The organism is Streptomyces sp. NBC_00212, from assembly GCF_045206365.1.
In the GTDB taxonomy this organism is placed as follows: domain Bacteria; phylum Actinomycetota; class Actinomycetes; order Streptomycetales; family Streptomycetaceae; genus Streptomyces.
In genome coordinates, this window is sequence record NZ_CP108115.1 from 2903008 (window position 1) to 2926872 (window position 23865).

The window sequence follows — 23865 nt, forward strand, 5'->3', positions numbered from 1 at the left end:
TCAGTAATACGTTCCCCCCACTTACGGCCCGCTGATAGTACTGCGCAAAAAACGCCCCCGTCACCGAAATGACGGGGGCGCTCTCAACTGGCCCTGGTGGAGCGGGAATTGCTAGTCGTTGCCGTTGCCCGGACCCGGGGTCGTCTTCTGGATCTGGAGCAGGAACTCGGCGTTCGACTTCGTCTGCTTCATCTTGTCGAGGAGCAGCTCGATGGCCTGCTGCTGGTCGAGCGCGTGCAGCACCCGGCGCAGCTTCCAGACAACCGCGAGCTCGTCGCTGCCGAGCAGGATCTCTTCCTTGCGGGTGCCGGACGCGTCCACGTCCACCGCCGGGAAGATGCGCTTGTCGGCGAGCTTGCGGTCGAGCTTGAGCTCCATGTTGCCGGTGCCCTTGAACTCCTCGAAGATCACCTCGTCCATGCGCGAGCCGGTCTCCACGAGCGCGGTGGCGAGGATGGTCAGCGAGCCGCCGTCCTCGATGTTGCGCGCGGCACCGAAGAAGCGCTTCGGCGGGTAGAGCGCGGTCGAGTCGACACCACCGGACAGGATGCGGCCGGAGGCCGGGGCCGCCAGGTTGTACGCACGGCCCAGACGGGTGATCGAGTCGAGCAGCACGACCACGTCGTGACCGAGCTCGACGAGACGCTTGGCGCGCTCGATGGCCAGCTCGGCGACGGTGGTGTGGTCCTCGGCGGGACGGTCGAAGGTCGAGGAGATGACCTCGCCCTTCACCGACCGCTGCATGTCGGTGACCTCTTCCGGACGCTCGTCGACCAGGACGACCATCAGGTGGCACTCGGGGTTGTTGTGGGTGATCGCGTTGGCGACCGCCTGCATGATCATGGTCTTGCCGGTCTTCGGCGGGGCCACGATCAGGCCTCGCTGGCCCTTGCCGATCGGCGACACGAGGTCGATGATCCGCGTGGTCAGGATGCCCGGGTCGGTCTCCAGACGGAGCCGGTCCTGGGGGTAGAGCGGGGTCAGCTTGTTGAACTCCGGGCGGCCGCGGCCCGAGTCGGCCGCCATGCCGTTGGAGGAGTCCAGACGCACCAGGGCGTTGAACTTCTCGCGGCGCTCGCCGTCCTTGGGCTGGCGGACGGCGCCGGTGACGTGGTCACCCTTGCGCAGACCGTTCTTGCGGACCTGGGCCAGTGAGACGTACACGTCATTCGGGCCCGGCAGGTAGCCGGAGGTCCTGATGAACGCGTAGTTGTCGAGGATGTCGAGGATGCCCGCGACGGGGATCAGGACGTCGTCGTCGGCGACCTGCGGCTCCGCGCCGAACTCCTCGCGGCCACCGCGGCGGCCCCGGCGGTCGCGGTAGCGGCCGCGACGGCCACGACGGCCGTCGGCGTCGTCGAAGTCGTCCTGCGGGCCGTTGTTCTGCTGCTGGCCCTGCTGCTGGCCGCCCTGGCGCTGCTGGCGCTGGCCGCCCTGCTGGTCCTCGCCCTTGCCGCCGCGCTCGCCGCGCTGACGGTCTCCGCGCTCGCCCCGCTCGCCCCGCTCACCGCGGTCGCCGCGCTGGCGGTCGCGGCGGTCGCCACGGTCGCCCCGCTCACCGCGGTCGCCGCGCTGGCGGTCGCGGCGGCCTTCGGCGGAGTCGACCGCCTCGGTGGCCTTCGCCTCCGGCTGAGCCTCAGTCTTGACCTCGGCCTTGGCCTCCGTCTTGGTGACGGTCTCGACAGCGGCCGAGGCGGACTCGGGGCTGCCGGAGGGCGCGGTCGCACGGCGGCGACGACGCTCGCCGACGGGCTGGTCGTCGCTGGCAGGCTGGCCGGGGATGTCGATCTGCTGCTGCGCGGGCTGCTTCTCGGCGGGCGCGGCGGCCTCCTCGCCCGTACGGGCCTTGGAGGTGGCACGGCGCTTCGGCTTGGCCTCGGCGTCCGCGGAAGAGGCAGCGCCCTTGGCCGGAGCCGCAGAACCGCCTCCGGCCTGCGCCTCCTTGATGACCTCGATCAGCTGGCTCTTGCGCATGCGCGCGGTGCCCCTGATGCCGAGGCCGGACGCGACCTGCTGCAGCTCGGCCAGGACCATGCCGTCGAGGCCGGTGCCGGAGCGGCGGCGCCGTGAGGTGGTGCCAGAGGCAGCACCTGCGGCGGGCGCGGCGGTGTCGACAGAGCTGTCGGCAGTCACGCCCATCAGATCGGTGGTGTCGCTCACGAAGGGTCCTTCCCTGGAGCGGACGTCGGCCTGTCTGGCTCGGCGACCGGTTGTGCTGTCCGGCTGCGGCCTGTGATCTTGTCGACCACGGATCGTGCCGGGGCGGTGGTCCGCCGCGTACGGCGGAGAGATAAACGTGCGTGGGTTCCGGCCCGAGGTCCCCCTACTCGGCCCCTGCTGGGAAAAAGCGTGGGGTGTCGTGCCGGTTCCGGAGCGTGCTCGAAACTGCTCAGGCAGGCTGCGCAGGCAGTTGGGGAGGCTCTCGGAAGAATGGCGGTCCCTGAAGGGGACACGAAGCACCGCGCCACGAAGACGACCGATGCAGACTTGAGGTTAACACTACCGGATCCAACAAACATTCCCCCTCTCGTTCACCGGCAAGCCGTGCTCGCTGCGCCCGTACCTACGATCCGAGCGGCAGGACGCTCGCACCCGCGGCGTCGAGACTGAGCCGGTTGGCGGCCCACCCCTCCCCCGCCAGGCGTGCGACCTTGTCGGCCGCACCGTCCTCGACCAGCGCGAGCACCGTGGGCCCCGCACCGGAGATGACTGCGGGGACGCCGTCCGCGCGCAGCCGGTTGACCAGTGCCACGCTCTCCGGCATGGCCGGTGCGCGGTACTCCTGGTGGAGCCGGTCCTCGGTGGCCGCGAGCAGTAGCTCGGGACGCCTGGTCAGGGCCTCCACGAGCAGGGCCGCCCGGCCGGCGTTGGCCGCGGCGTCGACGTGCGGAACGGTGCGCGGAAGCAGGCCGCGGGCCGTCTCCGTCAGGACCGCCTTGCCCGGTACGAAGACCACCGGAACAACGGAATCCGCCGGGTCCATCCTGATCGCACGGGCCGCTCCGCCGTCCATCCAGGACAGCGTGAACCCACCGAGCAGACAGGCGGCCACGTTGTCGGGGTGTCCCTCGATCTCGGTCGCGAGCTCAAGCAGGGCCGCGTCGTCGAGGCGGGCGTCGCCGCCTATGGTCACGGCGCGCGCGGCGACGATGCCCGCGCAGATGGCGGCGGAGGAGGAGCCGAGGCCGCGGCCGTGCGGGATGCGGTTGGCGCAGACGACCTCAAGGCCGCGCGGCTGCCCGCCGAGCAGGTCGAACGCGGTGCGCAGGGACCGTACGAGCAGGTGGCTCTCGTCGCGGGGCAGCGTCTCGGCGCCCTCGCCCGCGATGTCGATGGCCAGGCCGGAGTCGGCGACGCGGACGACCACGTCGTCGTACAGCCCCAGCGACAGGCCCAGGGAGTCGAAGCCCGGGCCGAGGTTGGCACTGGTGGCGGGGACGCGCACCCGTACGGCGGCGGCGCGGAATGCGGGACCGGCCATCGCTCTGATGACTCCTTGTGAGGCTGCTGCTGGTGTCTGCTGCGAGATTTTCGAAGACGTACAAAACACCCGAGGGCCACGTGGGCAACTGCACCACGGCATATGCGGCGGGGCGGGTTGAGTACAGCCTATCGAAGGAAGGTTCTGTGGCGACATAGGGCGCACAGGAGGCGCACGATGCGTGTCGCGAGCCCCCTGTGCCCCTACGTGCGGGTTGTCCGGCTTTACGTACGCGTCCCGGCGATGCGGGACGCGTACGCGACGCCGATGCGTAAGGGAACTACGCCAGACCGAGGCGTTCGGCCGCGGCCGCCGCGTCGACCGGGACGGTGACGGGCTGCGGGGCGCCCGCGACGGCCCAGTCGGGGTCCTTGAGGCCGTTTCCGGTCACCGTGCACACGATCTTCTGGCCCGGGTCGACGAGACCGCGCTCGGCGGCCTTGAGCAGCCCGGCCACCGAAGCGGCCGAGGCGGGCTCGACGAAGACGCCTTCCTGCGAGGCGAGCAGCCGGTACGCGCGCAGGATCTCACGGTCCGTCACTTCGTTGATGAGACCGCCGGATTCGTCCCGCGCGGCCAGCGCGAACTGCCACGAGGCCGGGTTGCCGATGCGGATCGCGGTGGCGATCGTCGAGGGGTCCTTGACGACCTCCCCGCGCACGATCGGCGCCGAACCCGACGCCTGGAAGCCCCACATGCGCGGGGTGTGCGTCGAGATGCCGTCGGCGGCGTACTCCTTGTAGCCCTTCCAGTACGCCGTGATGTTGCCGGCGTTGCCCACGGGCAGGACGTGGATGTCGGGGGCGTCACCGAGCGCGTCCACGATCTCGAACGCGGCCGTCTTCTGGCCCTCGATGCGCACCGGGTTGACCGAATTGACCAGCGCCACCGGGTAGTTGTCGGACAGCGAGCGGGCCAGCGTGAGGCAGTCGTCGAAGTTGCCGTCGACCTGGAGGATCTTGGCGCCGTGGATGAGGGCCTGGCCCATCTTGCCGAGCGCGATCTTGCCCTGCGGCACGAGCACCGCGCACACCATGCCGGCGCGCACCGCGTAGGCGGCGGCCGAGGCGGAGGTGTTGCCGGTGGAGGCGCAGATGACGGCCTTCGCGCCCTCCTCCTTCGCCCGGGTGATCGCCATCGTCATCCCGCGGTCCTTGAAAGAACCGGTCGGGTTCGCGCCCTCGACCTTGAGGTGCACCTCGCAGCCCGTGCGCTCGGAGAGCACCTGCGCGGGCACGAGGGGCGTACCGCCCTCGCGGAGGGTGACGACCGGCGTCGTAGCGGAGACGGGGAGCCGGTCCCGGTACTCCTCGATGATTCCGCGCCACTGGTGGGTCATTGCTGGTTACTCCCCTTCAACACGCATGATGCTGGCGACACCACGCACGGTGTCGAGCTTGCGCAGGGCGTCCACGGTCCCGGTGAGGGCCGCGTCGGCCGCGCGGTGGGTGACGACGACGAGGGAGGCCTCGCCGTCCTTCCCCGACTGGCGGACGGTGTCGATGGACACCCCGTGCTCGGCGAAGACCGTCGCGACCTGGGCGAGCACGCCCGGCTTGTCGGCCACGTCGAGGCTGATGTGGTAGCGGGTCACGACATCGCCCATGGGGCTCACGGGCAGCTGCGTGTACGCCGACTCACCGGGCCCGGTCGAGCCGCTGAGCTTGTTGCGGCAGACCGCGACCAGGTCGCCGAGGACGGCCGAGGCGGTCGGAGCGCCGCCCGCGCCGGGCCCGTAGAACATGAGCTGTCCGGCGGCCTCGGCCTCGACGAACACCGCGTTGTACGCGCCGCGCACGGACGCCAGCGGGTGGTCGAGGGGGATCATCGCCGGGTGGACGCGGGCGGTCACCGAGCCCCCGTCGGCGGCCCGCTCGCAGATCGCGAGCAGCTTGATGGTGCAGCCCATCTGGCGTGCCGAGGAGAAGTCGGCGGCGGTCACCTCGGTCATGCCCTCGCGGTACACGTCGTCGAGGCGGACCCGGGTGTGGAAGGCGATCCCGGCGAGGATGGCGGCCTTGGCGGCGGCGTCGAAGCCCTCGACGTCGGCGGTCGGGTCGGCCTCGGCGTAGCCCAGCGCGGTGGCCTCGTCGAGGGCCTCCTGGTACCCGGCGCCCGTCGAGTCCATCTTGTCGAGGATGAAGTTGGTCGTGCCGTTGACGATGCCGAGCACGCGGTTGACCTTGTCGCCCGCGAGCGACTCGCGCAGCGGGCGGATCAGCGGGATCGCGCCGGCGACGGCGGCCTCGTAGTACAGGTCCCGGCCGTGCTCGACGGCGGCCGCGTGCAGAGCCGCGCCGTCCTGGGCGAGCAGCGCCTTGTTCGCCGAGACGACGGAGGCGCCGTGCTCGAAGGCGGTGGTGATGAGCGTGCGGGCGGGCTCGATGCCGCCGATGACCTCGACGACGACGTCGATGTCGCCGCGTTTGACCAGGGCGGTGGCGTCGGTGGTGACCAGGGCGGGGTCGATGCCCTCGCGCACCTTCGAGGGCCGGCGGACGGCGACCCCGGCGAGCTCCACGGGAGCGCCGATGCGCGCCGTGAGGTCGTCGGCGTGCGTCGTCATGATGCGCGCCACCTCTGAGCCGACCACTCCACAGCCCAGCAGCGCCACCTTCAGCGGACGCGTACGCATCATCCGACCTCGTTTCCTCTTCAAACCTGGAATGCGAACCAGTCTCACTCACCGGACCGGGGTTTCTGCCCCCGGTCCGGATCCTGAGACAACTATTTCATTTACCCGACATCGAGACGCAGGAGATCTTCCTCCGTCTCGCGTCGGACGATCACCCGCGCCGATCCGTCGCGCACGGCGACGACGGGCGGGCGCAGCGCGTGGTTGTAATTGCTGGCCATGGAGCGGCAGTACGCACCGGTGGCCGGCACGGCAATCAGATCACCCGGCGCGAGATCCGCGGGCAGGAACGCGTCACGGACCACGATGTCACCGCTTTCGCAGTGCTTTCCGACCACCCTGACCAGCATCGGCTCGGCGTCCGAGGTGCGCGAGACGAGGGAGACCGAGTACTCGGCGTCGTACAGCGCGGTCCGGATGTTGTCGGACATGCCGCCGTCGACGCTCACGTACGTCCGCAGCCCTTCGAGCGGCTTGATCGTGCCGACCTCGTACAGCGTGAACGCGGTCGGCCCGACGATCGCCCGGCCCGGCTCGACGGAGATGCGGGGTGCGCGAAGGCCGGCCGCGTCGCACTCGCGCGCGACGATCTCGGTGAGCGCCTTGGCGATCTCGTGCGGCTCGCGGGGGTCGTCCTCGGAGGTGTACGCGATGCCGAGCCCGCCGCCGAGGTCGATCTCGGGCAGTTGGACGCCGTGCTCGTCGCGCACTTCGGCGAGGAGCTGTACGACGCGGCGCGCGGACACCTCGAAGCCGGCCATGTCGAAGATCTGCGAGCCGATGTGCGAGTGGATGCCCGTCAGTTCGAGCCCGTCGAGCTTGAGGGCGCGCCGCACGGCCTCGGCGGCCTGGCCGCCGGCCAGCGCGATGCCGAACTTCTGGTCCTCGTGCGCGGTGGCGATGAACTCGTGGGTGTGCGCCTCGACGCCGACGGTCACCCGGATGAAGGCCTTCTGCACCTTCCCGAGCTCCTGGGCGATGTGCGCGACGCGCACGATCTCCTGGAACGAGTCGAGCACGATCCGCCCGACCCCGGCCTCGACGGCCCGCCGGATCTCGGCCTCGCTCTTGTTGTTGCCGTGGAAGGCGATGCGCTCGGCGGGCATCCCCGCGTCGAGCGCGGTGGCGAGCTCGGTGCCGGAGCACACGTCGAGGTTGAGCCGCTCCTCGTGCAGCCAGCGCACCACGGCCCGCGACAGGAACGCCTTGCCGGCGTAGAACACGTCGGCGTCCCGCCCGAAGGCGTCGGCCCAGGCCCGGCATCGGGAACGGAAGTCGGCCTCGTCCAGGAAGTAGGCGGGCGTCCCGAACTCCTCGGCGAGCCGCGACACTTCGAGCCCGCCCACGGTCAGCTCGCCGCCCTTGTCACGGGTGACGGTGCTCGACCAGACCTTCGGGTCAAGGGAGTTGAGGTCGGCGGGCGGCGCGGAGTAGTGCCCTTCGGTCAGCACGTCGGCGTGACGGGGGCCGGCGGGGTGCGCGGATCGGCTCATGTTCTCTAGGTCTCTTCTCTTACACGTCTGCGGTCATGTGTGCGCCTGACGGGCCGCGTCTGCGCACGTCACAGAAACTCGGGGGCGTCGATGCCGAGCAGGGACAGGCCGCCGGCCAGCACCGTCCCGGCGGCCTCGGCGAGGGCGAGCCGGTTGCGGTGGGCGGCCGAGGGTTTCTCGTCACCGAGCGGCAGCACGCCGTGCTGGAAGCGGAGCAGCTCGTCGGCCACGGCTTCGAGCTGCCGCGCAAGCCGGTCCGGGGCCTGGTGCCGGGCGGCGCTTTCGAGCACCCCGGGGTGATCGGAAAGCAGCCCGAGCAGAATCTCGCCGTCGGGTACGGGCCCGACCTCACCCCGAAACCCCAGCTCAAGGGCGTTGCGCGTGAGGGCACGACTCCGGGCGTACGCGTACCGCACCCGAAAAAGCGCATTGCTCTCCCGCTGAGCGAGCAACTCGTCGACCTCGATACGCGGCCGATCGTGCCGGGCGGCCCGGAGCATGGCCCAGCGAGCGGCATCGACACCGACGAGCTCGGGGAGCCGTGGCTCGGGGCAGGCGACGAGGGGAAGCACCTGTCCCCCGTGCTCGACGGTGCGGGCGAGAGCCCCCTGGGACCGCAGCAGCCGCACGACAACGTCGGTGACGACCCGGGCCCGCTCCTCGCACACCTCGGCGAAGTCGTAGCTCTGCCCGAGCAGAGCGTCCCCGTGTCCGTACGAGGCCGTCGCTTCGAGCACGCGCCGTACGACGCGGTCCTTGCCGCCGCGATCAAGAGTGATGTTGAGGAACCCGGGCCCGCTGATCTCGACGAGGGCGATCCCGGGCTGGTCGGCGATCCGCCGGCGCAGCACTTCGGCGACCCGGCGGGGCGGCAGTCCGGCCGCGGCGGCGAGCTTGAGGGCGACCCCGCTGGCGTAGTCGCCGCCGCCCCCCGGCCTCGGCCGCTCGACCTTGACGACGTCGGGCACCGCGTCGCCCGCCACGCTCAGGGCACCCTCGTCGACCGCGCTGCGCACGACGCGCACGACGGTACGGGAGAGCTCTGCGGGGGTCACGGGACCAGCGTATGGGAGAAGGGGGGTCCCTCCGCGAACCGGTTTCGCCATACGGGCAGGGCGGGCCCGCGGGGCCGGCGGAGCGTGGGTCAGCCCCGGGTGCTGCCGGCCCGCCCGGGCTCCCTGCTGCCGTCGGCAGACGGCGGAGCCTCCCGGTGCAGCAACTGCCGTACGACACGGACCAGTTCGGCAGGCTCGAAGGGCTTCGCGAGAAAGGCGTCGACCCCGGCGGCGAGCCCGGTCTCCACCTCGTACTGGGTGCACGCACTGATGATCGCCACGGGCAGCCGGCTCGTACGGGGGTCCGAGCGCAGCCGCGCGGCCGTACGAAGCCCGTCGAGCCGGGGCATCACGACATCGAGGGTGACCACGTCGGGGCTGACCCGGTGGACGACTTCCAGGCACTCGGCACCATCGGCCGCGGTCACGACCTCGAAGCCCTCCAGCTCAAGGTTGACCCTGATCAGCTGCCGGATGACCTTGTTGTCGTCGACAACAAGAACCCGGCCGGACACGCCTGACACACCTTGAGGTTAGGTCCGAGGACGCCGCCGCGTCCGGGTTTTCCCGACTTCCACCCCACCCGGGGGACACAGCCCGCCGGAGGGACCGAAATACCTGTTCACAGCCACCCCGGGAGAGCTGGTAGGGTTCTACCCGTCGCCGCCGAACGCGGCGGACGCCCCCGTAGCTCAGGGGATAGAGCAACGGCCTCCGGAGCCGTGTGCGCAGGTTCGAATCCTGCCGGGGGCACAGAAGCCGGACAGTGTGGTCAAACCACTGATCGGCCGAAGTGCCAGACTTCAAGAGCCGGATCCAGTTCAACTGGGTCCGGCTCTTTGTCGTTTCTGCGTCGTTGCCGTTTCCACGTCCTTGTTGTTTCCGCGCTCTCTCCGCCGGCCTCTGTGCTGGGCTCTGTGCGTCGTCCAGAGCGGGGCGAGCCTCCCACGCATCAAGAGGCCCTGTAGGACGGCCTGCTGGCCCTTCCTCCGCCTTCTCCGGGCCAGAACCTGGGCAGAGGGGCCGAGGGGAGCTCAAGGGCCCCGTACCCGGCCTCCGCGCCGGCCATGGTCGGTACCTGTACGTATTCCGGTATTCCACTCGCGGGCTATGGAACGCTTGCCTTGAAACGTGAAAAAGCCCCGCACCGTGACCGTATTCCTACGGTCTGGTGCGGGGCTTTCCCCACAATTTGTTCGGCGGCGTCCTACTCTCCCACAGGGTCCCCCCTGCAGTACCATCGGCGCTGAAAGGCTTAGCTTCCGGGTTCGGAATGTAACCGGGCGTTTCCCTAACGCTATGACCACCGAAACACTATGAAGTTGAACACCGGAACCCACTGAAACCAGGGGTTCTGACGGCTGTTCATTGCTTCAGAACAAACACAGTGGACGCGAGCAACTGAGGACAAGCCCTCGGCCTATTAGTACCAGTCAGCTCCACCCGTTACCGGGCTTCCACATCTGGCCTATCAACCCAGTCGTCTACTGGGAGCCTTACCCTCTCAAGGAGGTGGGAACACTCATCTCGAAGCAGGCTTCCCGCTTAGATGCTTTCAGCGGTTATCCTTTCCGAACGTAGCCAACCAGCCATGCCCTTGGCAGGACAACTGGCACACCAGAGGTTCGTCCGTCCCGGTCCTCTCGTACTAGGGACAGCCCTTCTCAATGTTCCTGCGCGCGCAGCGGATAGGGACCGAACTGTCTCACGACGTTCTAAACCCAGCTCGCGTACCGCTTTAATGGGCGAACAGCCCAACCCTTGGGACCGACTCCAGCCCCAGGATGCGACGAGCCGACATCGAGGTGCCAAACCATCCCGTCGATATGGACTCTTGGGGAAGATCAGCCTGTTATCCCCGGGGTACCTTTTATCCGTTGAGCGACGGCGCTTCCACAAGCCACCGCCGGATCACTAGTCCCGACTTTCGTCCCTGCTCGACCCGTCGGTCTCACAGTCAAGCTCCCTTGTGCACTTACACTCAACACCTGATTGCCAACCAGGCTGAGGGAACCTTTGGGCGCCTCCGTTACTCTTTAGGAGGCAACCGCCCCAGTTAAACTACCCATCAGACACTGTCCCTGATCCGGATCACGGACCGAGGTTAGACATCCAGCACGACCAGAGTGGTATTTCAACGACGACTCCACAACCACTGGCGTGGCCGCTTCAAAGTCTCCCACCTATCCTACACAAGCCGAACCGAACACCAATATCAAACTGTAGTAAAGGTCCCGGGGTCTTTCCGTCCTGCTGCGCGAAACGAGCATCTTTACTCGTAGTGCAATTTCACCGGGCCTATGGTTGAGACAGTCGAGAAGTCGTTACGCCATTCGTGCAGGTCGGAACTTACCCGACAAGGAATTTCGCTACCTTAGGATGGTTATAGTTACCACCGCCGTTTACTGGCGCTTAAGTTCTCAGCTTCGCCACACCGAAATGTGACTAACCGGTCCCCTTAACGTTCCAGCACCGGGCAGGCGTCAGTCCGTATACATCGCCTTACGGCTTCGCACGGACCTGTGTTTTTAGTAAACAGTCGCTTCTCGCTGGTCTCTGCGGCCACCCCCAGCTCAGAGTGCAAGACTCATCACCGGACGTGGCCCCCCTTCTCCCGAAGTTACGGGGGCATTTTGCCGAGTTCCTTAACCATAGTTCACCCGAACGCCTCGGTATTCTCTACCTGACCACCTGAGTCGGTTTAGGGTACGGGCCGCCATGAAACTCGCTAGAGGCTTTTCTCGACAGCATAGGATCATCCACTTCACCACAATCGGCTCGGCATCAGGTCTCACCCTTATATGTCATCCGGATTTGCCTAGATGACGGGCTACACCCTTACCCCGGGACAACCACCGCCCGGGCTGGACTACCTTCCTGCGTCACCCCATCGCTTACCTACTACCACCTTGGGCCGGCGGCTCCACCACTTTCCATTCCCCGAAGGGTCCGGAACGGCTTCACGGCCTTAGCATTAATGGGCTCGATACTGGGCGTTTCAAAGCGGGTACCGGAATATCAACCGGTTGTCCATCGACTACGCCTGTCGGCCTCGCCTTAGGTCCCGACTTACCCTGGGCAGATCAGCTTGACCCAGGAACCCTTAGTCAATCGGCGCACACGTTTCTCACGTGTGTATCGCTACTCATGCCTGCATTCTCACTCGTGAACCGTCCACCACTAGCTTCCGCTGCAGCTTCACCCGGCACACGACGCTCCCCTACCCATCCCAGCAGGCGTTGGCCCTATATGCTGGAATGACACGACTTCGGCGGTACGCTTGAGCCCCGCTACATTGTCGGCGCGGAATCACTTGACCAGTGAGCTATTACGCACTCTTTCAAGGGTGGCTGCTTCTAAGCCAACCTCCTGGTTGTCTCTGCGACTCCACATCCTTTCCCACTTAGCGTACGCTTAGGGGCCTTAGTCGATGCTCTGGGCTGTTTCCCTCTCGACCATGGAGCTTATCCCCCACAGTCTCACTGCCGCGCTCTCACTTACCGGCATTCGGAGTTTGGCTAAGGTCAGTAACCCGGTAGGGCCCATCGCCTATCCAGTGCTCTACCTCCGGCAAGAAACACACGACGCTGCACCTAAATGCATTTCGGGGAGAACCAGCTATCACGGAGTTTGATTGGCCTTTCACCCCTAACCACAGGTCATCCCCCAGGTTTTCAACCCTGGTGGGTTCGGTCCTCCACGACCTCTTACAGCCGCTTCAACCTGCCCATGGCTAGATCACTCCGCTTCGGGTCTAGAGCGTGCAACTCAATCGCCCTGTTCGGACTCGCTTTCGCTACGGCTTCCCCACACGGGTTAACCTCGCTACACACCGCTAACTCGCAGGCTCATTCTTCAAAAGGCACGCAGTCACGACTGACAGCACAAGTGCTGCCAGCGACGCTCCCACGGCTTGTAGGCACACGGTTTCAGGTACTATTTCACTCCGCTCCCGCGGTACTTTTCACCATTCCCTCACGGTACTATCCGCTATCGGTCACCAGGGAATATTTAGGCTTAGCGGGTGGTCCCGCCAGATTCACACGGGATTTCTCGGGCCCCGTGCTACTTGGGTGTCTCTCAAACGAGCCGTTGATGTTTCAGCTACGGGGGTCTTACCCTCTACGCCGGACCTTTCGCATGTCCTTCGCCTACACCAACGGTTTCTGACTCGTCCTGTCGCCGGCAGACGACAGAAGAGAGATCCCACAACCCCGCATGCGCAACCCCTGCCGGGTATCACACGCATACGGTTTGGCCTCATCCGGTTTCGCTCGCCACTACTCCCGGAATCACGGTTGTTTTCTCTTCCTGAGGGTACTGAGATGTTTCACTTCCCCTCGTTCCCTCCACATACCCTATGTGTTCAGGTATGGGTGACAGCCCATGACGACTGCCGGGTTTCCCCATTCGGAAACCCCCGGATCAAAGCCTGGTTGACGGCTCCCCGGGGACTATCGTGGCCTCCCACGTCCTTCATCGGTTCCTGGTGCCAAGGCATCCACCGTGCGCCCTTAAAAACTTGGCCACAGATGCTCGCGTCCACTGTGCAGTTCTCAAACAACGACCAGCCACCCATCACCCCACCAACATCGTGGTGAGTTCACTGGGGCCGGCATCAGAAGGACAGACCTCACGGTCCGTACCCTCAGACACCCAACAGCGTGCCCGACCCGATCCTCCCTGGTTCACGTTCCACGCCGAAGCAGTACTGGTGACCCTGAAGCATCGTGCCGAATAGTCAACGTTCCACCCATGAGCTGACCACCGTCGGACGTTTGCCGACGAAATGGCCTCTGACCAGGCGAACCTGGTGAGAAGTGCTCCTTAGAAAGGAGGTGATCCAGCCGCACCTTCCGGTACGGCTACCTTGTTACGACTTCGTCCCAATCGCCAGTCCCACCTTCGACAGCTCCCTCCCACAAGGGGTTGGGCCACCGGCTTCGGGTGTTACCGACTTTCGTGACGTGACGGGCGGTGTGTACAAGGCCCGGGAACGTATTCACCGCAGCAATGCTGATCTGCGATTACTAGCAACTCCGACTTCATGGGGTCGAGTTGCAGACCCCAATCCGAACTGAGACCGGCTTTTTGAGATTCGCTCCGCCTCGCGGCATCGCAGCTCTTTGTACCGGCCATTGTAGCACGTGTGCAGCCCAAGACATAAGGGGCATGATGACTTGACGTCGTCCCCACCTTCCTCCGAGTTGACCCCGGCAGTCTCCTGTGAGTCCCCATCACCCCGAAGGGCATGCTGGCAACACAGAACAAGGGTTGCGCTCGTTGCGGGACTTAACCCAACATCTCACGACACGAGCTGACGACAGCCATGCACCACCTGTATACCGACCACAAGGGGGCGACCATCTCTGGCCGTTTCCGGTATATGTCAAGCCTTGGTAAGGTTCTTCGCGTTGCGTCGAATTAAGCCACATGCTCCGCTGCTTGTGCGGGCCCCCGTCAATTCCTTTGAGTTTTAGCCTTGCGGCCGTACTCCCCAGGCGGGGAACTTAATGCGTTAGCTGCGGCACCGACGACGTGGAATGTCGCCAACACCTAGTTCCCAACGTTTACGGCGTGGACTACCAGGGTATCTAATCCTGTTCGCTCCCCACGCTTTCGCTCCTCAGCGTCAGTAATGGCCCAGAGATCCGCCTTCGCCACCGGTGTTCCTCCTGATATCTGCGCATTTCACCGCTACACCAGGAATTCCGATCTCCCCTACCACACTCTAGCTAGCCCGTATCGAATGCAGACCCGGGGTTAAGCCCCGGGCTTTCACATCCGACGTGACAAGCCGCCTACGAGCTCTTTACGCCCAATAATTCCGGACAACGCTTGCGCCCTACGTATTACCGCGGCTGCTGGCACGTAGTTAGCCGGCGCTTCTTCTGCAGGTACCGTCACTTTCGCTTCTTCCCTGCTGAAAGAGGTTTACAACCCGAAGGCCGTCATCCCTCACGCGGCGTCGCTGCATCAGGCTTTCGCCCATTGTGCAATATTCCCCACTGCTGCCTCCCGTAGGAGTCTGGGCCGTGTCTCAGTCCCAGTGTGGCCGGTCGCCCTCTCAGGCCGGCTACCCGTCGTCGCCTTGGTAGGCCATCACCCCACCAACAAGCTGATAGGCCGCGGGCTCATCCTTCACCGCCGGAGCTTTTAACCCCCCACCATGCGGCAGGAAGTGTTATCCGGTATTAGACCCCGTTTCCAGGGCTTGTCCCAGAGTGAAGGGCAGATTGCCCACGTGTTACTCACCCGTTCGCCACTAATCCACCCCGAAGGGCTTCATCGTTCGACTTGCATGTGTTAAGCACGCCGCCAGCGTTCGTCCTGAGCCAGGATCAAACTCTCCATGAATGTTTACCCGTAATCGGGTGCACACATCACGTAAGAGCGGGACGACCAGGCCGGAATGAGGCCGGTCGTCCACAGCGTCCTCGCTGTGTAATCGCCACCCACACCCCAAAGGGGGCGAGTGGACTTTTCAAAGGAACCTCGATCCACCGAAGCGGATACGGGGTTGTCAATCTGGCGTTGACTTTTGGCACGCTGTTGAGTTCTCAAGGAACGGACGCTTCCTTCGTACTCACCCTCTCGGGCTTTCCTCCGGGCGCTTCCCTTCGGTATTTCGTGTTCCCGACTCTATCAGACTCTTTCGTGTCCGATTTCCTCGGCGCCTTTCCGGTTCCCCCTCTCGGGTTTCCCTTTCCGGCAGTTCCGACTCTATCAGATCCTTTCAGGCCTGATTCCCGGTCGAAATCGGGGTGTCTTCCCGACTGTTGGGCCGTTCCGACGTCCCGAACTCTAGCGGATCTTTCCGGCGATTCGTAATCGAGTCTTCCGGTCCGACCAGAATTGAATTCGGCATGCCGAAAGCACTCCCGGTCGGGAGATCGTGCTGAGTTGGGGTTGCCGCAGAATCTGCGGCGGATGGTTGCCTCGGAGCCATCCCGGCTGCGTGACAACTCGGAGAACACTACACGAGGTTCTGCGGGCTTCACGCGCCCCCTCGCCTTTGGGGGACGACGCCCCCAAGGCCCCCAGAAGTGTGTTCGTCGTCCGCGGACTGCCTGTGGCTGGTCGCGCAGATTCCCGCGCCCCTAAAGCCCCGTACCCCCGGCGTCGACAGGCCCGGCCCTCGTCTCGGCTTGCGGTTGCCGTTGCGTCAACTCCTAACGTCGTCTCTGTGGCCGGAGACGGACTCCGGCCCGGCGACGGGAGCACGGTCATGGCCTGGTCGATCGCGGATGTGGCTCGGATGTCCGGGGTGACGTCCCGGACGCTGCGGCACTACGACGAGATCGGGCTGCTGCCCCCGGCCTGGATCGGGAGCAACGGGCACCGCTACTACGAGGAGGCCGATCTGTTGCGGCTGCAGCAGATCCTCCTCATGCGGGAGCTCGACCTGGGGCTCCGCGAGATCCAGGCCGTACTCGACAGCCAGGTCGACCGCGTGGCCGTACTCCGTGAGCACCACCAGCGGCTGCTGGCGGAGCGGGACCGGCTCAGCACGCTGGCCCGCACCGTCGACCGCACCATCGCCGAACTGGAAGAAGCAGAGGAGAACAACGACATGACGAAGATCAATCGGCCGGAGAACCTGTTCGAGGGGTTCGAGCCCTCCGCAGAGGAGAGCGACAAGGTCCGCGAGCGCTGGCCGAAGGCTTGGGAGCAGTCCCGGCAGGCCGTCGAGACGATGACCGACGAGGACACCGAGCGGTGGCAGCGTGAGGTGACGGCGCAGATGATCCGCATCGCGGAGTTCATGGTGGCCGGCACCCCGGTCGACGACCCCCAGGTCCAGGCCGAGATCGACGACCACTACCGGAACGTCTGCCGGTTCTGGACGCCGAACGCGGCCGCGTACAAGGGGCTCGCCCAGACCTACGTCGACGACCCCCAGATGCGCGCCAACTACGACAAGATCGCCGACGGCCTGGCCGTCTACCAGCGGGACGCGATGCTCGTCTACGCCGACGCCCGGCTGAGCTGAGCCATCGCTCATTCCGTCGGTCGACCGACCAGACGGAGCGTCACCTAGCGTCGGGGGGCTGCAGACCCCCGACTGCACCCGGCGATTCCCGGCTTCACCTGGCTTCACCCGGCAATCGTCGGCCGGACCTAGCGCCCAGCGCCTTTCAGCCCGGCCTACCAACGCCCCCATAACCCCATTTGGGAGTTTTGGCAGCACAGCGAAGCTATGCCTTGAATGCCCTCCGGCCCGCCGTTCCAACTTCGTAACCGTTCCCGAGGCGGCATCGCCCCGAGTCCACCCGGCACCTGGGAAATCGGGGATCCGGGCAGGTCCGAGCGGTCTGGCTGCGCGTTGCGCGTGCAATCTGCATTGGGTACACATAGACGGCGCGCCGCGTTGCGCGTGTGGTGTTCGTTATGTCTGTTACGGGGGTGTGTGCGTGAAGTTCGACATGGGGTCCACGACTCTGTCCGATCTGGGGAAGAGCACCGAGGGTTCGAGTGGTGATCTGGGTTCGCTGATCCGGCAGTTGATCGCTGCCGCCGAGCCGTTGGAGGGCAAGTTCAACGGGGCGGGGAAGGCCGCGTTCGACTCGTTCAAGAACCACGCGGACGAGATCACAGGCGATCTGAACGGGTCGTTGCAGGACATTCTGGGTGGTCAGTCCGGGATGGACACGGCGTTCGGTACGGGTGATCACGAGCAGGAGTCCAACGCCCACCAGAACATGTCGGCGGCCAACTTCGACGCGGCCCGCTTCGGCGGACGTCACTAACACCGGGGGATCAGGATCATGGGTCAGAATCTGGACCGGCTCAGCTACGACACCGGCGCATCGACCGAGGTGCAGGGTGGTCTCGCCGGGATCGTCGGGCACCTGGAGCGTGTGCTGACGGACCGCGACCGTGCCGTGAAGGCGGCGATGGCCGAGTTCACCGCCGATGGTGTCTCGGACGAGTACCACGGCAAGGAGCTGCGCTGGAACAAGGCGGCGGCCGAGGTGCGGGAGATCATCCGTCTGGTGCGCGGCACGCTGGAGCTGAACGACGGGACCGCGCAGTCCACGCTGTCCAAGGCGAAGGCGGCCGTCGACGCCATCGGCTGACGGAGCAGGGGCGGGCTTTCTGCGTTGCGAAGTTGATTGACGGGGGTGTGGTGCGGTGACGAGTTGGGACATCAAACCGTCCGGGGTTTCGGGCGTGTTGAAGAAGACGGCGACCGCGGCCGAGGCCATGTCGAAGGCCGGAACAGCGATGCAGGAGAGCCTCAAATCGGCGGCCTCGTCCGCGGGCACGATCTCGGGCCCGTACTGCGGCACGGAAGCCCCGATGGGTCCGGTCGGCGGCGCCCTCGGCGAGTTCATGCAGCACAAAGCCCAGGAACTCGGCTACATCGCGGTGCGCACCGAACACTCCCTGAACGGTGCCTACGACGCGACGACCGAGTACGCCAAGGGTGACCTCGACATGGCCGCGAACAAGCAGAAACAGGCCGTCAAGGAACCCGTGATCAACGACAAGGGCCAGGAACTCGGCCCCGACGGCAAACCGATCGAAAAACCGGCAGACACGGCGGGGGCCGCGAAGTGAGCGACAAGGACGTCATCGAACCCGGCGGCATCCCGATGTTCACCGGCAACCTGGAGCAGCTCACCAAGGACGCGGCCGCGCTCACCAAGCAGGCCGGTGATTTCCGTGACGGCGGATCCAACGTCCACAAGGAGTTCCAGGGCCTGTCCGCCTGCTACCAGGCCCCCGAGGCCGATCAGCTGTTCGCGACCACCCTGCCGGTGAAGACGAAGGCGGATGATTTCGCGGACGGGCTGGAGAAGGCGGCTACGGCACTCACCGAGTACGAGGGTGTCGTGCGGCCGCTGGTCGCGAAGCTGCAGTCGCTGCGGACGGAGGCGTTCGCGTTCACCGACAGCATCGCCGGGGACGACCACTGGCGGCGCGACCAGAAGAAGATCGACCACAACAACCGCCTGATGAGTGACGTCGGCGCGACCATCTCCGCGTTCACCGATGCCGAGCGGGCCTGCCACGACAAGATCACCGCGCTGGTCGGCGGCAGCAAACTCACCGTCGACGACGGCAGCCACAAACCCGGCATGTACGGCTACAGCGCGGACGCGCTCCAGCACGCCGAGGAAACCCCCTGGGGCGGCCACGCCGAACGCGAATACACCGGCCTGGCCTGGGCCTGGCACCAGGTCAAAAGCTTCGTCTGGGACGGCTTCATCGTCGACGGGATCTGGGGCACCATCAAGGGCCTGGGCACCCTCGTCGGCACCGACGGCTGGGACAAGGCCGGCCAGGCCTGGACCGGCCTCGCCAAACTCGCCACCGGCCTGGCGATCTCCTCCACCCCGTTCGCCGCCGCGTTCTGGACCGTCCCCGACAAGGACATGCCCAGCTGGCTCCGCGACTCCCGCACCGCCATGAAGGAAACCGGCAAAGCACTCGTCGCCTGGGACGAATGGGGCAAAAACCCCGCACGCGCGGCCGGCGGAGTCACCTTCAACGTCCTGACCACCGTCTTCACCGGCGGCGCCGGCAGCGCCGCCAAGGGCGGCGCCGTCGCCAAGGTCCTCTCCGTCACCGGCAAGGTCGCCAAAATCGTCGACCCCATGACCTACGTCGCCAAAGCCGGCAAATTCGGCATCATCAAAGTCGGCGACCTCTTCGGCAGCCTCAAGAACATCACCTCCGGCGCCTACACGGATGTCCTCGCGGGCGGCGGCAGGTTCAACGTCGACGGCACGTACGTGAAGAACCCGGACGTCCCCGTCGTCAAGGGCAACTACATCGAATGGCCCGGCGGCAGCCGCCTCAACCTCGACGACGGCAAGGTCTACAAACCCGACGGCACCGTATCGGCAGCCAAGGTCGAACTCAGCGCCGACGACATCGCCCGCCTCAAGAGCTCCCTCCCCCACGTCGACGAGCCGGTGAAGATCGGCGCGGGGGTCAAGGAGCCGGTGCTGGCCGGAGCACACGACCCGGCGCGCACATCGGGCGGCATGGCGCATGACCCGGCGCGCACACCGGGCGGCATGGCACACGACCCAGCACGCACACCCGGCGGTACCGCCCACGACCTCAGGCCCTCCGCCAGCCACGAAACCCCGGGCGGGCCCTCGCACAATTCCGTACCGCCGACTCACAACTCCGTGCCGACGTCGCACGACCTCCCCGGTTCGGGAGGTTCGGGATCGCACGGCGACCTCCCCACCGGTGGTCACGGCGGCGGTACGCACCCGGGCGAGCCCGGGTCGACCGGAGGCGCGGGTACCGGTGGTGGCGACGCCGGAGGTCCGCCCGGCACCGGCGGTTCGCATCTTCCGGACGGGCCCGGGGAGCCGCGGGGCAATCTGCCCGACGGGTCCTGGGAGGGGCCGCAGGGGCTGCACCTCGATCCGCACGCCAACGCGGCGGCCGACCAGTTCATGCACCGGGCCGGGTCGGCCGAGCCGGGCATCACCGACGCGGTGAAGTCCGCCGCCGACCGGGTGGACCACGGCAAGCTCAACGGCCTGGAGTACCGCCTCAAGGGCGAGGACTCGCTCAAGCGCAAGATCGCGACGGCGCTGCACGACGACCCGATGCTCCGGCCCGAGGACGCGCTCGGGAACATCAAGGACTCGCTGCGCTACACCGTCGAGCTGCCCTCCAAGGACTACGCGCACGGCGTGCAGCAGGCCGTCGACGACTTCCGGAGCCGCAGGTTCGAGAACGTCACGTTCAAGAACACCTGGGACAGCGCGGGCTACAAGGGGATCAACTCGACCTGGCGGGACCCGGTTTCGGGCCAGGTCTTCGAGGTGCAGTTCCACACCCCGGAGAGCTTCACGGCCAAGATGGACGGCCATGTGCTCTACGAGAAGGAACGCCTTCCCGGAATTTCCCACGACGACCTCGCGGCGATCCGGGCCGAGCAGAGCGACTTGTTCGGAAAGGTGCCGGTGCCGCACGGCGCCGGGGATCTGCATATCGATCTCGGTCACGAGCCGCACGGTTCGGCATTGCCGGAGGCTCCGCACGTCGACCACGGCCAGCACGGAACCGCCTCCGTGCACGGCAATGGGCCGCCGGCCGAGCTCTCTCCGACCGAGCGCACGGTGCACGATTCGCATCTCCAGGCGATCGAGAAGAAGTACGCCGACGATTTCGACGTCTTGAAGCAGGACCCCGATCATAAGGGGAAGATCAAGCCGTCGGAGATGGACGAGGCGCGGATCGCTCTCGACATGCGCGAGAGCGGGAAGGTGCCGTCCGACATTCAGCGTCCGCCGGGTGCGAATCAGGGGGATCTGTACTCGCCGAGCATCGGGGAGTTCTACGACATCAAGGGCGTACACTCCGACTGGCCTCCGCTCAATAACGTTCGCGACAAGTCGCTGCCGTTCAAGGGCGCGTACGACCCCGCGAACAACGGGAGCTGGGTGCGCAAACTGGAGGACCAGATCGTGAACAGGAAGCGCGTGGTCATTCTGGACATGCGCAATGCCGATCAGGCCGCTATTGACGATGTCAGGGCAATTGTCGAAGACCATGGGTGGAGTGATCGGGTTGTCTGGTATCCGTGACGAAGGCGAGCGGCGGATCGTCCGGGCCATGCCGAAGGACGCCGAGGCCGCGGCCGCGCTCCGCGAGTGGGTCGAGCAGCCGGGCTCGCTGCTCGGTGTCGACGGGCTCGACCTGACCGCTGCCGATCTGTCCGGTGCGGATTTCGGCGGCGGCATGCTGACCGGGACCGTGCTCAGGGACGCCGTGCTCGTGGGCACCGACTTCTACCGGTGCCACATGGAAGGCGCGGTGCTCGACGGCGCGGACCTGACCGACGCCGGCCTGATCAAGGCCGCACTGGACGAGGCCTCCCTGCGCGGCGCCAAGCTGGACCGCGCGGATCTGGGCAGCGCCGAGCTGGCCGACACCGATGTGCGGGGCGGCTCGCTGCGCGGCGCCCGGCTCAACGCCGCCGCGCTGCTCGGCACCCTGTTGCAGGGCGCCGACCTCACCGGTGCCTCGGTGAAGGAGACCTCGTTCGGCGTCGTGGTCGACGAACACACCGTCGTCCAGGGCCTGTCGGGCTCGGTGTACGGGCCGATGGTCGTGGAGAGCGGCGAGCAGCGCCGCGAAGTCGACGGGCGCGAGCTGGAGTTGTGGCTGAACGGCCGGGGCGCCGATGTGCGGGTGATCGACCCCGCGTCGCGGGAGATCACGTACTTCGCGAAGATCGGCGACGGATATCCGCGGAGCAGTCCGCGCGGAATCGTCCGGCGGCGTTTTCTCCACGGGGTCGCCTACGACGAGGCTTTCACCCGGAATCTGCGCTGGGAGCCGACCGAATACCTCCGGCTCTACGAACTCGGCCACAACGAGGTCGACCATGTGGAGATCACCGAGGAGGAGGCGGACGCTTTTGTCGCGGCCGTCAACGCGAAGCTCCGCGAACGGCCTTGATTCCCCACGTCACGGCTTCACCGCCGTACGGCATTGAGCAGGATCCGAAGGAGATTGCCCGGGCATGACTGCCGCGCAGGACTATGACAGCCAATTGCTGGAGTCGGTTTCGGTACGGCGCCGGCGGCTTCGCGATGCCCTTCTGTTCGGGGGGCAGCGCGGGCGGCGGTCGGTCGACGAACGCCTCGGCAAGCTGTTTGCCGGAATTGTGATTGCGGCAGTGCTCTGCGCGGGTTGTGTGGGCTGGTCGTTCATTTCGCACAAGCTCATCGGCAAGACCCCGTACGGGACTTCGGTTCAGCCGACTTCGGCACCCTCTTCGCCCCCTTCTTCCCCCAGTTCTTCGCCCGCCGTGAAGTCTTCGGCCCGATGATAGGTTCGCACGCGTGATAGCTACGGGATCGGTGAGCCGTACGGCATTGAGCCGGGTCACTCTGGTCGGTGAACAGCGTCGGGTCGATCTCGTTCTGCCGTCCGAAGAGCCAATTGGGCTGCTGCTGCCCGAAATCATGCGGCTGCTCGGCGACGGTCCGGCCGGCCGCCCGATGCTGCGCCATCTGACGACGGCCGACGGCTCGGCGCTCGCCCAGGATTCGACGCTGGCGTCGGCGGGCGTGCCCGACGGCGCGGTGCTGCGTCTGGTGCGGGTCGAGGACGCGCCTTCGGCGCCCGTCGTGCACGACGTCACCGACGAGGCCGCGGACGATCTGGACGTACGGGCCTGGCGCTGGCGGCCCGCCGCGCGGCGCGCGGTCGCGGGGCTCGCCACGGTCTGCTGGGCGCTGGCGGCCGGGGTGCTGGCGCGCGACGAATTCGCGCTGTCCGCGGTCGGCACGGTGCTGCTCGCGGTGGCCGGGGGCTGCGCGATCGCCGGGCCGGTGCTCGGCCGGGCCGGGCAGCGCGGGCCCGCGACCACGCTGATCGTCACGGCCGGGGTGCTCGCCGTGCTCGGCGCGTGGACGCTGGCCGACGCGTACGGCTGGCCGGGCGGTGCACGGCTCGGCGCGGTCGGCGCCGCCCTCGCGGTGGCGCTGCTGCTGCTCGGCATGTTCTCGCCGCTCGGGCGGGGCGGGCTCATCGGGGCCGGGGCGGTCGCCGGGGCCGGGGCGTGCTGGGAGGCCGTGATCGCGCTGCAGTCCGGGGCCGGCACGGCGGTCGGGCAAGCGCGGGCCGGGGCGATCGTGGTGGTCGTGTCGGCGCTGCTGCTCGGCGTGCTGCCGCGTCTCGCCCTGATGGCGTCCGGGCTCTCGGGGCTCGACGACCGGCGCTCCGGCGGGACTTCCGTCAGCCGCTATCAGGTGTCGACCGCGCTCGCGGCCACCCACCGCGGGCTCGCCCTCGCCACCGTCGTCATGGCCGCCTGCGCGGCGGTCGCCGGGATCCTGGTGCTGCGTACGCCGACGGTGTGGACGGTGCCGCTCGCCTCGGTGCTCGCCGTGGTGCTCGCCCTGCGCGCGCGGGCGTATCCGCTGGTCGCCGAGGTGGTGGGCCTTTTCGCGGCCGCGGCCGCGGTGGCCGGGCGGCTCGCCTGGGTCTGGTGGGAGCGCACCGGCGCGGTCGGCCCGCTGGCCCTGCTCGTGGTCCTCGCACTGGCCCCGGTCGCGGTGCTCGTCATCCAGCCCGCGGACCACGTACGGGTTCGGCTGCGACGGTTCGGCGACGCGCTGGAATCGATCGGTGTGATCGCGCTGTTCCCGCTGGTGCTCGGGGTGTTCGGGGTGTACGGGCGTCTGCTCGGCACGTTCGCGTAGGTATGCGTAG

Annotated in this window: 15 protein-coding genes, 1 tRNA gene and 3 rRNA genes; 9 read left to right on the forward strand and 10 right to left on the reverse strand. The window is 66.8% G+C overall.

Annotated elements, in window-relative coordinates:
• Window positions 1-111 precede the first annotated feature (111 nt).
• The 7 genes from rho to OHA17_RS13040 form a co-directional block, all read right to left on the reverse strand.
• Complete coding sequence (rho, locus tag OHA17_RS13010; protein WP_406506753.1) at window positions 112-2160, reverse strand: transcription termination factor Rho; 2049 nt, start codon at window positions 2158-2160, stop codon at window positions 112-114.
• Window positions 2161-2563: 403 nt separating this feature from the next.
• Entirely contained in the window at window positions 2564-3481 is a 918-nt protein-coding gene (gene thrB / locus OHA17_RS13015) for a homoserine kinase (protein ID WP_053726977.1), read from the reverse strand.
• Window positions 3482-3761: 280 nt separating this feature from the next.
• The gene (thrC, locus tag OHA17_RS13020) at window positions 3762-4820 is read right to left on the reverse strand and encodes a threonine synthase (protein ID WP_406506755.1); all 1059 of its coding nucleotides are present in this window, start codon (window positions 4818-4820) and stop codon (window positions 3762-3764) included.
• 6 nt (window positions 4821-4826) lie between these two features.
• Window positions 4827-6119 (reverse strand): homoserine dehydrogenase, encoded by a 1293-nt coding sequence (locus tag OHA17_RS13025; RefSeq protein ID WP_053726975.1) that lies wholly within the window; start codon window positions 6117-6119, stop codon window positions 4827-4829.
• 98 nt (window positions 6120-6217) lie between these two features.
• Window positions 6218-7609 (reverse strand): diaminopimelate decarboxylase, encoded by a 1392-nt coding sequence (gene lysA / locus OHA17_RS13030; protein WP_406506758.1) that lies wholly within the window; start codon window positions 7607-7609, stop codon window positions 6218-6220.
• A 68-nt stretch (window positions 7610-7677) separates the two neighbouring features.
• Window positions 7678-8664 (reverse strand): ArgS-related anticodon-binding protein NrtL, encoded by a 987-nt coding sequence (nrtL, locus tag OHA17_RS13035; protein ID WP_406506759.1) that lies wholly within the window; start codon window positions 8662-8664, stop codon window positions 7678-7680.
• Between the two features lie 89 nt (window positions 8665-8753).
• Window positions 8754-9179: a response regulator gene (locus tag OHA17_RS13040; protein WP_053726972.1), complete on the reverse strand. Its 426-nt coding sequence runs from the start codon at window positions 9177-9179 to the stop codon at window positions 8754-8756.
• Window positions 9180-9345: 166 nt separating this feature from the next.
• Here OHA17_RS13040 and OHA17_RS13045 point away from each other — a divergent pair.
• Window positions 9346-9417: transfer RNA gene (locus tag OHA17_RS13045), tRNA-Arg, on the forward strand.
• A 441-nt stretch (window positions 9418-9858) separates the two neighbouring features.
• Here the strand turns inward: OHA17_RS13045 and rrf are convergent.
• The 3 genes from rrf to OHA17_RS13060 all read right to left on the reverse strand — a co-directional run bounded on the left by rrf (window position 9859) and on the right by OHA17_RS13060 (window position 15021).
• Window positions 9859-9975 (reverse strand): 5S ribosomal RNA (gene rrf, locus OHA17_RS13050).
• 92 nt (window positions 9976-10067) lie between these two features.
• Window positions 10068-13192: ribosomal RNA gene (locus tag OHA17_RS13055) — 23S ribosomal RNA — on the reverse strand.
• A 303-nt stretch (window positions 13193-13495) separates the two neighbouring features.
• A 16S ribosomal RNA gene (locus tag OHA17_RS13060) occupies window positions 13496-15021 on the reverse strand.
• The 16S, 23S and 5S rRNA genes sit together here, the layout of an rRNA operon.
• 871 nt (window positions 15022-15892) lie before the next feature.
• Between OHA17_RS13060 and OHA17_RS13065 the strand changes: the two genes are divergently transcribed.
• From OHA17_RS13065 to eccD, 8 genes are all read left to right on the forward strand, one after another.
• Window positions 15893-16657, forward strand: coding sequence for a MerR family transcriptional regulator (locus OHA17_RS13065; protein ID WP_406510701.1), 765 nt, complete (start codon window positions 15893-15895; stop codon window positions 16655-16657).
• Window positions 16658-17078: 421 nt separating this feature from the next.
• Window positions 17079-17414, forward strand: coding sequence for a hypothetical protein (locus tag OHA17_RS13070; RefSeq protein ID WP_398878815.1), 336 nt, complete (start codon window positions 17079-17081; stop codon window positions 17412-17414).
• An 18-nt stretch (window positions 17415-17432) separates the two neighbouring features.
• The gene (locus tag OHA17_RS13075) at window positions 17433-17744 is read left to right on the forward strand and encodes a pore-forming ESAT-6 family protein (RefSeq protein WP_398878801.1); all 312 of its coding nucleotides are present in this window, start codon (window positions 17433-17435) and stop codon (window positions 17742-17744) included.
• A 55-nt stretch (window positions 17745-17799) separates the two neighbouring features.
• Window positions 17800-18228 (forward strand): DUF6507 family protein, encoded by a 429-nt coding sequence (locus OHA17_RS13080; protein ID WP_406506762.1) that lies wholly within the window; start codon window positions 17800-17802, stop codon window positions 18226-18228.
• A complete protein-coding gene (locus OHA17_RS13085; protein ID WP_406506764.1) occupies window positions 18225-21227 on the forward strand; it encodes a hypothetical protein in 3003 nt (1000 codons plus the stop codon). The genes OHA17_RS13080 and OHA17_RS13085 overlap by 4 nt, the downstream gene beginning before the upstream one ends.
• The gene (locus OHA17_RS13090) at window positions 21211-22104 is read left to right on the forward strand and encodes a pentapeptide repeat-containing protein (protein ID WP_406506766.1); all 894 of its coding nucleotides are present in this window, start codon (window positions 21211-21213) and stop codon (window positions 22102-22104) included. Before OHA17_RS13085 ends, OHA17_RS13090 begins: the two co-directional genes overlap by 17 nt.
• 64 nt (window positions 22105-22168) lie before the next feature.
• Window positions 22169-22477 (forward strand): hypothetical protein, encoded by a 309-nt coding sequence (locus tag OHA17_RS13095; protein WP_078966891.1) that lies wholly within the window; start codon window positions 22169-22171, stop codon window positions 22475-22477.
• A gap of 13 nt (window positions 22478-22490) precedes the next feature.
• Entirely contained in the window at window positions 22491-23855 is a 1365-nt protein-coding gene (gene eccD, locus OHA17_RS13100) for a type VII secretion integral membrane protein EccD (RefSeq protein WP_406506768.1), read from the forward strand.
• Window positions 23856-23865: the final 10 nt, after the last annotated feature.

Excerpts from the sequence above, each read along its gene's own strand:
- thrB (WP_053726977.1), bottom strand. The coding sequence starts at position 3,481 with ATGGCCGGTCCCGCATTCCGCGCCGCCGCCGTACGGGTGCGCGTCCCC.
- thrC (WP_406506755.1), bottom strand. The coding sequence starts at position 4,820 with ATGACCCACCAGTGGCGCGGAATCATCGAGGAGTACCGGGACCGGCTC.
- OHA17_RS13025 (WP_053726975.1), bottom strand. The coding sequence starts at position 6,119 with ATGATGCGTACGCGTCCGCTGAAGGTGGCGCTGCTGGGCTGTGGAGTG.
- lysA (WP_406506758.1), bottom strand. The coding sequence starts at position 7,609 with ATGAGCCGATCCGCGCACCCCGCCGGCCCCCGTCACGCCGACGTGCTG.
- OHA17_RS13065 (WP_406510701.1), top strand. The coding sequence starts at position 15,893 with ATGGCCTGGTCGATCGCGGATGTGGCTCGGATGTCCGGGGTGACGTCC.
- OHA17_RS13075 (WP_398878801.1), top strand. The coding sequence starts at position 17,433 with ATGGGTCAGAATCTGGACCGGCTCAGCTACGACACCGGCGCATCGACC.
- OHA17_RS13095 (WP_078966891.1), top strand. The coding sequence starts at position 22,169 with ATGACTGCCGCGCAGGACTATGACAGCCAATTGCTGGAGTCGGTTTCG.